This window comes from Streptomyces sp. CNQ085 (assembly GCF_022614595.1).
GTDB lineage: Bacteria > Actinomycetota > Actinomycetes > Streptomycetales > Streptomycetaceae > Streptomyces.
The window spans coordinates 50248-63242 of the sequence record NZ_JAJFAU010000005.1; the positions used below are offsets into that span (position 1 = coordinate 50248).

Sequence of the window (12995 nt, forward strand, 5' to 3'; positions counted from 1 at the left end):
TGGCCGGTCACCGAGGCGGAGGCGGACTCAGCCGCGGGATCCTGAGGGAGATCAGGCAGGGCCTGCGTGAGCCGTACGGCGCCGCGGACCGGTGAGACCCCGGGCGGATGGTCAGCGCGAGTCGGCCCTACCGGAGGGCTCCGCCGTCCCGGCCGAGTCCGCCGGGGCGGCCGGGACGGCGGAGCGCCGCCGGGCGTCCTCGGCGGCGTCCCGTCCGAAGAGCCAGTCCATCCTGGGCTCCATCGCGAACCGGAACGCCCGCCGCACCGGAGAGCCGCACAGCACGGCCGCCAGGGCCACGGCGCCGATCGTCAGCGCGACGACGCCGGCCGGTGTGGCGATCCAGGGGAACGCGTCGTACCACCCGAAGATCCGCGAGGCCTGGACCAGGAAGCCGTGCAGCAGGTAGGCGTACAGCGTCCCCGCGCCCAGTGCGGTGAACCACGTGTGGCGCCGGGGGACCCAGGCGAAGAAGCAGGCCGTCAGCACCAGGGAGCAGGCGAACATCGCGAGGTTCATGGCGACGCCGATCCACCAGGGCACGCCGAGCTCCTGGCCGCTGCTGTTGTGGTAGAACCACTCGAAGTTCATCCGGGGGCCCGACCAGTACGCGAGGACCAGCGCCGCGGCGGCCACGGGCACGCTCAGCAGCCGCACCCCGCGCCGCCGCACGCGCTCGAAGTGCTCGGGCCGCAGGCAGAGGCCGAGGACGAAGAACGGCAGGAGCTGCAGTACCCGCTGGAGGTCCAGGTCGTTGCCGATGTCGGGTGAGACCGAGGCCAGCAGGGCGATGCCCAGGGCTATCGGCAGGGGCCTGCGCAGGGCCTTCCAGACGGGTGTCGTCAGCCGCCACACGAACAGCGCGATCAGAAACCAGGTCAGGTACCAGGGATCGAGCAGGCTTATGGGGTGCTCCGGGGAGTCCGCCGCCTTTCTGAACAGGCTGTAGGCGGTCTCGAAGAGCAGATACGGCACGAGTACGCCGGTCACCAGCCGCCGCACCCGGCTCGGGCGCGTGTCGAAGCTTCGGGAGAAGTAGCCCGAAACGATGATGAAGGCCGGCATGTGGAAGGCGTACACGAAGTTGTAGGCCGCCAGCACCGCCCGCGAGTCGTCGATCACCGGCCGCCAGGCGTGTCCCACCACGACCAGCGCGATCGCCAGGAACTTGGCGTTGTCGAAGAAGGCGTCCCGCCGCCCGGCTCCGCCCGTTCCGCCTCTCGGCCCGGTCCGGCCGGTCTCCGGTGCGGACGGTGTGGCCGCGTCGGGCCTGGCGGGAGGGCGCGGCGAGCGCTCGTGGCCGACCTGGAACATCTGCCGCACTTTAGCGGGAACCCGGCCGCAGGTAAATCCGGGGAGTTCTCGAACCCCTCGGAACGGGGAATTGTGACCAGTGCCTCTCGGGCAGCCCATGGAAAGCGACACCTTTTGTGTTTTACACGTTAAGTCCCATTCGTCCGCCCTTTTCTTCCGGTCGTGCCGGACTTGTCCCCTCGGAAGGCGTCGCTCCCCCTTCGGGGTTCCGCCGTCCGGAGCGAATCGCGGCAACCGTCGAATTCCGGCGGTGAAGTTATTGGGAATGTTCTCGGAAGATCCGGCCCGAAATGCCGGAGTGTGCCGCGCGGGCCCGGTGCGGTGCCGGGCGGGGGCGGTCCGGCGGACCCGGCCCGCTGACACGCCCGGGGCCCGCCGATCCTCCACCCGCCTCCACCAACACGGCAGTTGGTGGCACGATGGTCACACCGGGGACGTGGTGGAGGGTTCCCGGGCCGGCGCGGCCGGCGCAGAGGCGTTGCGACCAAGGGTGTGATCAGTTGTGGCCATTTCACTGTCTGTGGTGCTGCTCTTGGCGATCATCATGGTCGTTCTCATGCGCAGCGGCTCACTGAAGGCGGGACCCGCGCTCGTCGCGATCCTCTTCGGCTTCTTCCTGGCCTCCACGGGCATCGCCCCGTCGATCAGCCGCTTCCTCGACTCGCTCGCCGAGTCGATCAACCAGATCACTTTCTGAGGGCGTCCGGAAAGCGGGCGCGCAGGCAAACAGCGGAGCGGGCGACGGGAATCGAACCCGCGTAGCCAGTTTGGAAGACTGGGGCTCTACCATTGAGCTACGCCCGCGGCACCGCCGTCGTTCACGCGGCAGGCAGATCATACAGACCGCAGCCGACCGACCGTGAACCGTGTGCGGCACGCTCCGCATCGTACGGCATGTACTCTACGTGTCGCACGGACGGGGTGTGGCGCAGCTTGGTAGCGCGTCCGCTTTGGGAGCGGAAGGCCGTCGGTTCGAATCCGGCCACCCCGACCACGTACTATGAAAGACGCGCCTGTCTGTGTCGTGTCTGCGTGCGGGGCGCCCCACAAGAAGTACGAAGTCCCAGCAGTCAGCCCCCAAGGAGACCGACCGTGAAGAGCGCCGTGGAGACCCTGAACCCCACCCGGGTTCGGCTCACTGTCGAGGTGCCCTTCGAGGAGCTCAAGCCCAGCCTCGACGCGGCGTACAAGAAGATCAACCAGCAGGTCACCGTGCCAGGCTTCCGCAAGGGCAAGGTTCCCGCCCGGGTGATCGACCAGCGGTTCGGCCGGGGCGCTGTCCTGGAGGAGGCCGTCAACGACGCGCTTCCCAAGCTCTACCAGGACGCCGTCGAGGAGGGTGAGCTGAGCCCGCTCGGCCAGCCCGAGGTCGACATCACCGAGCTCAAGGACAACGAGCTTCTCGCGTTCACCGCCGAGGTGGATGTCCGCCCCGCCGTCGAGATCCCGGACTACTCCGGTATCGAGGTCACCGTCGACGCCCTCGAGGTCGCCGACGAGGACGTGGAGAAGTCGGTCGAGCAGCTCCGTGAGCGCTTCGCCTCCACCACCGTCGTCGAGCGGGCCGCCGCCGAGGGCGATGTCGTCAAGATCGACCTGGAGGCCCGGGTCGACGGCGAGGTCCTGGAGGACGGCGTCGCCGAGGGCGTCGACTACACCATCGGCTCCGGTGAGCTGCTGGACGGCATCGACGAGGCCGTCACCGGTCTGGAGGCCGGTGGTTCCGCGACCTTCACCTCCGAGCTCAAGGGCGGCTCCGCCGCCGGCCGCGAGGCCGAGGTCAAGGTCGATGTCACCTCCGTCTCCGCTCGTGAACTGCCCGAGCTGGACGACGACTTCGCCCAGATGGCCAGCGAGTTCGACACCCTTGAGGAGCTGCGGGCCGACAGCCGCAAGCGCCTGGAGCGGATGAAGAAGTACGACCAGGCCACCCAGGCCCAGGAGAAGGTGCTCGACGAGCTGATCTCCCTGGTCGAGGTCCCGGTGCCCGAGAAGCTCCTCCAGGACGAGATCAACACCCGCAAGCACAACCTGGTCAACCACCAGCTCGCACAGCTCGGCATGGACCTCACGGCCTACCTGAAGATGCAGGAGAAGACCGAGGAGGAGTTCGAGAACGAGCTCAAGGAGCAGGCGGAGAAGGGCATCCGGACCCAGTTCATCCTCGACGAGCTGGTCAACAAGGAGAAGCTGAACGTCAACCAGGAGGAACTCACCGAGCACCTCATGCGGCGCGCCCAGTCCTCCGGCATGAGCCCCGACCAGTTCGCCCAGGCCGTGGTCGAGGGCGGCCAGGTGCCGATGCTCGTCGGCGAGGTCGCCCGCGGCAAGGCCCTCGCGGTCGTCGTCGAGGCCGCCAAGGTCACCGACACCAATGGCGAGGTCGTCTCCATGGAGGACGAGGAGGGCGAGGAGGAGTCCGGCGAGGCATCCGCCGAGTCCACCGGTCAGAGCGGCGAGAAGTCCGAGGGCTGATCCGCGGGGCGCCCCGCCCCCACGACCGGCCCAACGGGCCCGTACGCGACACCGCGTGCGGGCCCGTTCGCGTACGGCGGAACACACCGACCTCACCTGCGGGAACGCTCCCTGCGCTAACAGCGAACAGTTCTCGGACCGGGACGGCGCAGTCGGACCCGCGCGTTAGGGTCCAAGTACAGACGAAGACCACAGAGACGGCCCTGCGGCAGACCGCGGCCGTCCGTATACGAGCAGGTGGACACGTGACGCTTCCGATGCCTTCCGCCGCCACCGAGCCGACCATCGGTGGCCTCGGCGACCAGGTCTACAACCGACTGCTCAACGAGCGGATCATCTTCCTCGGCCAGCCGGTCGACGACGACATCGCCAACAGGATCACCGCTCAGCTGCTCCTCCTGGCCGCTGACCCGGACAAGGACATCTACCTCTACATCAACAGCCCGGGCGGCTCGATCACGGCCGGCATGGCGATCTACGACACCATGCAGTACATCAAGAACGACGTGGTGACCATCGCCATGGGCCTGGCCGCGTCCATGGGCCAGTTCCTGCTGAGCGCGGGCACCCCCGGCAAGCGCTTCGCCCTGCCGAACGCGGAGATCCTGATCCACCAGCCCTCCGCGGGCCTGGCGGGCTCGGCCTCGGACATCAAGATCCACGCCGAACAGCTGCTGCGCACCAAGACGAAGATGACGAGGCTGTCCGCGCTGCACACCGGCCAGAGCGAGGAGCAGTGGACCCGCGACGCCGATCGCGACCGCTGGTTCACCGCCCAGGAGGCCAAGGAGTACGGCCTGATCGACGAGGTCTACGGCTCCGCCACGCAGCTTCCGGGCGGCGGCGGTACGGGCGCGTGAGCGCCTGACCTCCCACAGCTCGACACCGCAGCCAGTCCATCTCTCCAGAACGGTGTACAGCCACATGAACAGTCAGCACAGCTTCCCCGGGGCCGGGATCCACGACCGCCTCGAGGCCCGTTACACCGGGCCGTCGGCCGAGTCCCGCTACGTCGTTCCGCGCTTCGTGGAGCGCACCTCGCAGGGCGTGCGCGAGTACGACCCGTACGCGAAGCTCTTCGAGGAGCGCGTGATCTTCCTCGGTGTGCAGATCGACGACGCCTCCGCCAACGACGTCATGGCGCAGTTGCTGTGCCTGGAGTCGATGGACCCCGACCGCGACATCTCGGTCTACATCAACAGCCCCGGCGGCTCCTTCACGGCGCTGACGGCCATCTACGACACGATGCAGTTCGTCAAGCCGGACATCCAGACCGTCTGCATGGGCCAGGCGGCCTCCGCCGCGGCCGTGCTGCTGGCCGCCGGCACCCCCGGCAAGCGGATGGCGCTGCCTAACGCGAGGATCCTGATCCACCAGCCCTACAGTGAGACCGGCCGCGGTCAGGTCTCCGACCTGGAGATCGCCGCCAACGAGGTGCAGCGAATGCGCACCCAGCTGGAGGAGATGCTCGCCCAGCACTCCAACAAGCCGATCGAGCAGATCAGCCAGGACATCGAGCGCGACAAGATCCTCACCGCCGAGGAGTCGCTGGAGTACGGCCTGATCGACCAGATCATCTCCACCCGCAAGACCTCGGTGGGGCTGGGCTGAGCCTGCGGGATCCTTCGAACATTTCCGCCCCCCTCGGGTCGAGTCGGTCCGAGGGGGGCCCGTTCAGGGGGTCGGGCAAGGTACCGTCATAAGGGGTCCGGGGGCCGCCCCCGCCAAGGCCCAGAGCAAGCACCCGGGTTCGCGGAACTCGACGGATCCCAGGCGAAGGAGAAGCACCTCGTGGCACGCATCGGTGACGGCGGCGATCTGCTCAAGTGCTCGTTCTGCGGCAAGAGCCAGAAGCAGGTGAAGAAGCTCATCGCGGGGCCGGGCGTCTACATCTGCGACGAGTGCATCGACCTCTGCAACGAGATCATCGAGGAAGAGCTCGCCGACACCTCCGAGATGCGCTGGGACGAACTGCCCAAGCCGCGTGAGATCTACGAGTTCCTCGAGGGGTACGTCGTCGGCCAGGAGGCAGCCAAGAAGGCTCTCTCCGTCGCCGTCTACAACCACTACAAGCGGGTGCAGGCCGGGGAGAACGGCGGCTCGCAGGGCCGCGACGACGGCATCGAGCTGGCCAAGTCCAACATCCTCCTGCTGGGCCCCACCGGCTCCGGCAAGACGCTGCTGGCGCAGACCCTCGCCCGGATGCTGAACGTACCCTTCGCCATCGCCGACGCCACCGCCCTGACCGAGGCCGGCTACGTGGGCGAGGATGTCGAGAACATCCTGCTGAAGCTGATCCAGGCCGCCGACTACGACGTGAAGAAGGCCGAGACCGGGATCATCTACATCGACGAGATCGACAAGGTCGCCCGCAAGAGCGAGAACCCGTCGATCACCCGCGACGTCTCCGGCGAGGGCGTGCAGCAGGCGCTGCTGAAGATCCTGGAGGGCACCACCGCCTCCGTGCCGCCGCAGGGCGGACGCAAACACCCCCACCAGGAGTTCATCCAGATCGATACCACGAACGTGCTGTTCATCGTGGGCGGCGCCTTCGCCGGGCTTGAGAGGATCATCGAGTCCCGGGCGGGCGCCAAGGGCATCGGCTTCGGCGCCACGATCCGCTCCAAGCGCGAGATCGAGGCCAGCAACCAGTTCGAGGACGTCATGCCCGAGGACCTGGTCAAGTTCGGTATGATCCCGGAGTTCATCGGCCGCCTCCCGGTCATCACCTCCGTCCACAACCTCGACCGCGAGGCCCTGCTGAAGATCCTGGTGGAGCCGCGCAACGCACTGGTCAAGCAGTACCAGCGGCTCTTCGAGCTCGACGGTGTGGAGCTGGACTTCGACCGCCCGGCGCTGGAGGCCATCGCCGACCAGGCGATCCTGCGCGGCACCGGGGCGCGCGGTCTGCGCGCGATCATGGAGGAGGTCCTGATGTCGGTGATGTACGAGGTCCCCTCACGCAAGGACGTGGCGCGTGTGGTGATCACCGAGGACGTCGTCCACTCCAACGTCAACCCCACCCTGGTGCCCCGCTCCCGCGGCGAGCGCGACCAGGGGCAGGGGCCGCGCGAGAAGAGCGCCTGAGCGCACCACGCCGTCGGCAGCACGTGGCCGTACCCCGGCCGAGGGCCACCGTACGGCGGCCCTCGGCCGCTGACCGTACGGACCTGGCGGCGGCTGGTTGTGGCTCACGCCGGACTCCCCGTTGACCGGACGTGTCCGTGGACGAGCCGTCCCGTCCCGTCCTGACGGACCCCGGCACGGCCTCGTCACCCGGACTCCCAAACCGGTTCGAGACCGCCGCACGGCCGCCCGTACACTGGCCGTCGTGACCGAGAACACTCAGCAGAGCCCGACCCCCGCTGGGGCGGAGCCGTCGAACAGCGCCCATGCCGACCTGCCGACCCAGTACGTTCCGGCCGAGGTGGAGGGGAAGCTGTACGAGCGCTGGGTAGAGCGCGGTTACTTCGAGGCGGACGCGGGGAGCGGCAAGCCGCCGTACACGATCGTCATCCCGCCGCCCAACGTCACCGGCAGCCTGCACCTGGGCCACGCCTTCGAGCACACGCTGATCGACGCCCTCACCCGCCGAAAGCGGATGCAGGGCCACGAGACGCTGTGGCAGCCCGGCATGGACCACGCGGGCATCGCCACCCAGAACGTCGTCGAGCGCGAGCTGGCCAAGGAGGACAAGTCCCGTCACGACCTCGGCCGCGAGGCGTTCGTGGAGCGGGTGTGGCGGTGGAAGTCGGAGTCCGGCGGGCAGATCTCCGGCCAGATGCGGCGGCTGGGCGACGGCGTCGCCTGGTCGCGTGAGCGTTTCACCATGGACGAGGGTCTCTCCCGCGCAGTCCAGACGATCTTCAAGCGGCTCCACGACGACGAGCTGATCTACCGTGCCGAGCGGATCATCAACTGGTGCCCGCGCTGTCTGACGGCCATCTCCGACATCGAGGTGGAGTACGCCGACCAGGACGGCGAGCTGGTCTCGATCCGCTATGGGGAGGGCGAGGACTCCATCGTCGTGGCCACCACCCGTGCCGAGACGATGCTCGGCGACACGGCCGTGGCCGTCCACCCCGACGACGAGCGCTACGCCCACCTCGTCGGCACCGGGGTCGAGCTGCCGCTCACCGGCCGGCGCATCCCCGTCGTCGCCGACGAGCACGTGGACCCCGAGTTCGGCACCGGCGCCGTCAAGGTCACCCCGGCGCACGACCCGAACGACTTCGAGATCGGCCGCCGCCACGACCTGCCGGGCATCACGGTCATGGACGAGCACGCGGTCATCACCGCCCACGGTCCGTTCCAGGGCCTGGACCGGCTGGAGGCGCGTTCGGCGGTCGTCGGCGCACTGCGCGCCGAGGGGCGTATCGTCGCCGAGAAGCGCCCCTACGTTCACTCCGTCGGCCACTGCTCGCGCTGCAAGACGACCATCGAGCCGCGGCTGTCGATGCAGTGGTGGGTGAAGGTCGGTCCGCTGGCGCGGGCCGCCGGCGACGCGGTGCGCGACGGACGGGTGGCCATCCACCCCAAGGAGATGGAGTCCCGCTACTTCGGCTGGGTCGACAACCTCCACGACTGGTGCATCTCCCGCCAGCTGTGGTGGGGCCACCGCATCCCGGTCTGGTACGGCCCGAACGGCGAGACCGTCTGCGTCGGCCCGGACGAGGAGCCCCCGGCAGGCGAGGGCTGGTACCAGGACAGCGACGTGCTGGACACCTGGTTCTCCTCCGGCCTGTGGCCGTTCTCCACCCTCGGATGGCCGGAGAAGACCGAGAGCCTCGCGAAGTTCTATCCGAACTCCGTCCTGGTCACCGGCTACGACATCCTCTTCTTCTGGGTCGCCCGGATGATGATGTTCGGCCTCTACGCGATGGACGGCACCCCGCCGTTCCGCCAGATCGTGCTGCACGGCATGGTCCGCGACCAGTTCGGCAAGAAGATGTCGAAGTCCTTCGGCAACGCGGTCAACCCGCTGGACTGGATGGACGAGTACGGCTCCGACGCGCTGCGCTTCACCCTCGCGCGCGGCGCCAACCCCGGTGTCGACGTCCCCATCGGCGAGGACTGGGTCCAGGCCTCCCGCAACTTCGCCAACAAGGTCTGGAACGCCACCCGCTTCGCGCTGATGAACGGCGCCACGGTCGAGGGCGGCCTGCCCGCGCCCGAGGAGCTGTCGTCCACCGACCGCTGGATCCTCTCCCGGCTGAACACGGTCGTGGCCGAGGTGGACGCGTACTACGACGACTACCAGTTCGCCAAGCTCTCCGACCTCCTCTACCACTTCGCCTGGGACGAGGTCTTCGACTGGTACGTCGAGCTGTCCAAGACCACCTTCGCCGCGGGCGGCGACGCGGCCCGCGCCTCCGCCCGCGTGCTGGGCGAGGTCCTGGACACCACGCTGCGGCTGCTCCACCCGGTGATGCCGTTCGTCACCGAGACGCTGTGGACGACGCTGACGGGCGGGGAGTCCGTGGTGGTCGCGGACTGGCCCTCCGACTCCGGCTTCCGCGACACCGCGGCCGAGCAGGAGATCGCCACCCTGCGGCAGGTGATCACCGAGGTCCGCCGCTTCCGCGCCGACCAGGGCCTCCAGCCCGGCCAGCGCGTCCCGGCCCGCCTCACCCTGGACGGGACGGCGCTGGCCGTCCACGAGGCGGCCATCCGCTCCCTGCTGCGCATGCGGCCGGCCGGCGAGGACTTCCGGGCCACCGCGTCCCTGCCGGTGGCGGGCGCGAAAGTGGAGCTGGACCTGTCCGGCGCGATCGACTTCGCCGCCGAGCGCAAGCGTCTGGCCAAGGATCTGGCGGCGGCCGAGAAGGAGCTGGCGCAGACCACGGCCAAGCTCGGCAACGAGGGCTTCCTGGCCAAGGCCCCCGACCACGTGGTCGACAAGATCCGAACCCGCAGGAAGCAGGCCGAGGCGGACATCGCCCGGATCTCCGCCCAGATGGAGGCGCTGCCGCAGGCATAGAGAGCCCGCGTGCGGGCCGGAGGACGGTTGCGACGAGAGAGCGGTGGGCGCCGCGTCCGGCCCGGGCGCGGCGGCCACCGCTGCCTCCGTACACTGAAACGGTGAGTGAGCAGCCCCCGCGCGACCCGCACGAAGGCCACGGCGACGCCTCCGGCCAGGAGGGGGAGCACGGCGATCCCCTGGAGCGGTTCGACGAGATCATCGACGCCGAGACCGACCGCGACCCCGATCTCGCCGTGATCGAGGCCGGCAGCCGTACCCTGCGCGCCCAGGCCGGTCCGGCCGGGGGCGGCGAGCTGCCGACCCGGCCCGAGGACCCGGAGCTGGACCGGGCGCTGCGGGCGGTGGAGGCCGAGCTGGTGGGGCGGTGGCCCGAGACGAGGCTGGAGCCGTCCCTGACGCGGATCGCCGCGCTGATGGACGTACTCGGCGAGCCGCAGCGCTCCTACCCCTGCATCCACATCACCGGCACCAACGGCAAGACCACCACCGCCCGGATGATCGAGGCGCTGCTGGGCGCCTTCGACCTGCGCACCGGCCGTTACAGCAGCCCGCACGTCCAGGCCATGACCGAGCGGATCAGCCTGGACGGCGCGCCGATCTCCGCCGAGCGGTTCATCGAGACCTACCAGGACCTGCGGCCGTACGTGGAGATGGTGGACGCCGCCCAGGAGCACCGGCTGTCGTTCTTCGAGGTCATGACGGGCATGGCCTACGCGGCCTTCGCCGACGCGCCCGTGGACGTGGCGGTCGTCGAGGTCGGCATGGGCGGGAGCTGGGACGCCACCAACGTGATCGACGCGTCCGTCGCCGTCGTCACCCCCATCGCCCTGGACCACACCGACCGGCTGGGGGATACGCCCGAGGAGATCGCGGGGGAGAAGTCCGGCATCGTCAAGCGGGACGCCACCGTCGTGCTGGCACAGCAGCCGGTCGAGGCCGCCTCGGTCGTACTGCGCAAGGCCGTGGAGATGGAGGCCACCGTTGCCCGCGAGGGCCTGGAGTTCGGCGTCGTCGCCCGCGAGGTCGCCGTCGGCGGACAACTGCTGACGCTGCGCGGCCTGGGCGGGGAGTACCCGGAGGTCTTCCTGCCGCTGCACGGCGCCCACATGGCGCACAACGCCGCCGTGGCACTGGCGGCCGTCGAGGCGTTCTTCGGCATCGGCTCCCGGCACGCCCGCGCCCTGGACATCGACGCCGTGCGCACCGCCTTCGCCGCCGTGGCCTCCCCGGGGCGGCTGGAGGTGGTACGCCGCAGTCCCACGGTGGTGCTGGACGCCGCGCACAACCCCGCGGGCGCCCAGGCGACGGCCGCCGCGGTCACCGAGGCGTTCGGCTTCAGCCGTCTGGTCGGCGTGGTCGCCCCCAGCGCGGAGAAGGACGTGAAGGGGCTGCTGGAGGCGTTCGAACCGGTCTTCGCCGAGGTCGTGCTCACCCGCAACTCCACCCCCCGCGCCATGGACGTGGACGAGCTCGCCGCGCTGGCCGTGGAGGTCTTCGGCGAGGAGCGGGTCCAGGTCGAGCCCCGGCTGGACGACGCGCTGGAGGCGGCCATCACCCTGGCCGAGGAGGAGGGCGAGTACGCCGGTGCGGGCGTACTGGTCACCGGCTCGGTCCTGACCGTCGGCGAGGCCCGGCTGCTGCTCGGAAAGGACAGGTGACACACGGTGCGTACGCTCTGCGCGTCCACGCTCATCGGCGAGTTCCTCGTCATCGGCTTCGCCGCCTTGGTGGCGACGCGGCTGGGCGGGCTGCCCGCGGGGACGGTCTGGGCCGTCGCGGGCACGGCGATGCTGCTGTGCCCGCTGCTGTGCGGGATGCTCGGCCGGCCCGGCGCGCTCCAGCTCGGCTGGGCGCTGCAGATCGCTCTGATCGCCTCCGGCTTCGCCGTCCCGGCGATGTTCTTCCTCGGCGCGGTCTTCGCCGGGCTGTGGTGGGCGTCGATCCACTTTGGCCGGATGATCGACGAGGCGAAGGCCCGAAGGGCCGCGGGAGCGGGAGCCGGAGCCGTCTGACCCGCACCGCGTGGACGGGTGCCGCCGGGGCGCGGACGGGCTCCCTGTAGCCTCTGAGCACTTGTGAAGGCCCGTACTCACGCGACACCCCAAGGAGCAGCCGACCATGAGCCAGCGCACTCTCGTCCTTCTCAAGCCCGACGCGGTCAGGCGGGGCCTGATCGGCGAGATCGTCGGGCGCGTCGAGCGCAAGGCCGGCTGGACGATCAGCGCGATGGAGCTGCGCACGCTGGACCGCGCCACGCTGGAGCGGCACTACGCCGAGCACGTCGGCCGCCCGTTCTACGAGCCGCTGCTGGAGTTCATGGCCTCCGGCCCGTCCGTGGCGATGGTCGTCGAGGGCGAGAGGGTGATCGAGGGGGTGCGTGCCCTGGCCGGTCCGACTGACCCGATCGCCGCGGCGCCCGGCTCCATCCGAGGGGATTTCGGAACGATCGTGCGTGAGAACCTTGTCCACGCCTCGGACTCCGAGGAGTCCGCCGAACGGGAACTGAATATCTTCTTTCCCTCCCGTTTCTGACGGCGCGTCAGAGGTGTGAATCTCTTGACCTGGGGTGATCGATGGAATTCGATCGCCCCGGGTGAGTTCGCCCGCCAGTCGGGGGAACGAATCACCCGGACGCGACGTCACCACATACGGGGATGAACCGCGTTCCGCCGACAATGACGGAGGAGGAACCCTCTCACCGCGTTCGAAGGAGCGCGACTACGATGGAAACCTCTCCGGGCCCCGCAGCGCACGCTGTCGTCCTCCCCTCACATCGCTCCAGTCGGAAGGCCTGACGTATCCTCATGGCGAACAACATGTCGTTCATCGGCCGTGACATGGCTGTCGACCTCGGGACCGCCAACACGCTGGTGTACGTCAGGGGTCGCGGGATCGTCCTCAACGAGCCATCGGTCGTCGCCATCAACACCAACACCGGCGGAATCCTCGCGGTCGGCGCCGAGGCGAAGAAGATGATCGGCCGCACCCCGGGCAACATCGTGGCGGTCCGTCCCCTCAAGGACGGGGTGATCGCGGACTTCGAGATCACCGAGCGGATGCTCCGCTACTTCATCCTCAAGATCCACAAGCGGCGCTACCTCGCGCGCCCCCGGGTGGTCGTGTGCGTCCCCTCCGGCATCACCGGTGTCGAGCGGCGCGCGGTCATCGAGGCGTCCACCCAGGCGGGCGCCCGCCAGGTGCACATCATCGAGGAGCCGATGGC

10 protein-coding genes, 2 tRNA genes and 1 pseudogene are annotated in these 12995 nt (G+C 69.4%); 11 read left to right on the forward strand and 2 right to left on the reverse strand.

Annotated features, from left to right (window positions below; translation table 11 throughout):
* Positions 1 to 111: 111 nt before the first annotated feature.
* The gene (locus LJ221_RS02185; RefSeq protein ID WP_241713222.1) at positions 112 to 1314 is read right to left on the reverse strand and encodes an acyltransferase family protein; all 1203 of its coding nucleotides are present in this window, start codon (positions 1312 to 1314) and stop codon (positions 112 to 114) included.
* A gap of 502 nt (positions 1315 to 1816) precedes the next feature.
* On the opposite strand from LJ221_RS02185, the gene LJ221_RS02190 reads away from it, so the two are divergent.
* The gene (locus LJ221_RS02190; protein ID WP_241713223.1) at positions 1817 to 2011 is read left to right on the forward strand and encodes a hypothetical protein; all 195 of its coding nucleotides are present in this window, start codon (positions 1817 to 1819) and stop codon (positions 2009 to 2011) included.
* Between the two features lie 36 nt (positions 2012 to 2047).
* Here LJ221_RS02190 and LJ221_RS02195 read toward each other — a convergent pair.
* A tRNA-Gly gene (locus tag LJ221_RS02195) sits at positions 2048 to 2118 on the reverse strand.
* Between the two features lie 113 nt (positions 2119 to 2231).
* Here LJ221_RS02195 and LJ221_RS02200 point away from each other — a divergent pair.
* From LJ221_RS02200 to LJ221_RS23860, 10 genes and pseudogenes are all read left to right on the forward strand, one after another.
* Positions 2232 to 2308, forward strand: a tRNA-Pro gene (locus tag LJ221_RS02200).
* A gap of 98 nt (positions 2309 to 2406) precedes the next feature.
* A complete protein-coding gene (gene tig / locus LJ221_RS02205; protein WP_241713225.1) occupies positions 2407 to 3789 on the forward strand; it encodes a trigger factor in 1383 nt (460 codons plus the stop codon).
* A 257-nt stretch (positions 3790 to 4046) separates the two neighbouring features.
* Positions 4047 to 4649: an ATP-dependent Clp protease proteolytic subunit gene (locus tag LJ221_RS02210; RefSeq protein WP_241713263.1), complete on the forward strand. Its 603-nt coding sequence runs from the start codon at positions 4047 to 4049 to the stop codon at positions 4647 to 4649.
* A gap of 64 nt (positions 4650 to 4713) precedes the next feature.
* Positions 4714 to 5400: an ATP-dependent Clp protease proteolytic subunit gene (locus tag LJ221_RS02215; RefSeq protein WP_241713227.1), complete on the forward strand. Its 687-nt coding sequence runs from the start codon at positions 4714 to 4716 to the stop codon at positions 5398 to 5400.
* A gap of 180 nt (positions 5401 to 5580) precedes the next feature.
* A complete protein-coding gene (gene clpX / locus LJ221_RS02220; RefSeq protein WP_241713229.1) occupies positions 5581 to 6876 on the forward strand; it encodes an ATP-dependent Clp protease ATP-binding subunit ClpX in 1296 nt (431 codons plus the stop codon).
* Between the two features lie 244 nt (positions 6877 to 7120).
* Positions 7121 to 9769, forward strand: a complete 2649-nt coding sequence (locus tag LJ221_RS02225) for a valine--tRNA ligase (protein ID WP_241713231.1) — start codon at positions 7121 to 7123, stop codon at positions 9767 to 9769.
* Positions 9770 to 9870: 101 nt separating this feature from the next.
* Positions 9871 to 11430: a folylpolyglutamate synthase/dihydrofolate synthase family protein gene (locus tag LJ221_RS02230; RefSeq protein WP_374228352.1), complete on the forward strand. Its 1560-nt coding sequence runs from the start codon at positions 9871 to 9873 to the stop codon at positions 11428 to 11430.
* Between the two features lie 6 nt (positions 11431 to 11436).
* On the forward strand, positions 11437 to 11784 hold the full coding sequence (locus tag LJ221_RS02235) for a DUF4233 domain-containing protein (protein ID WP_241713233.1): 348 nt from the start codon (positions 11437 to 11439) through the stop codon (positions 11782 to 11784).
* A gap of 106 nt (positions 11785 to 11890) precedes the next feature.
* Entirely contained in the window at positions 11891 to 12304 is a 414-nt protein-coding gene (ndk, locus tag LJ221_RS02240; RefSeq protein ID WP_241713235.1) for a nucleoside-diphosphate kinase, read from the forward strand.
* Positions 12305 to 12588: 284 nt separating this feature from the next.
* Positions 12589 to 12995, forward strand: a pseudogene (locus LJ221_RS23860) (rod shape-determining protein); the annotation flags it as partial.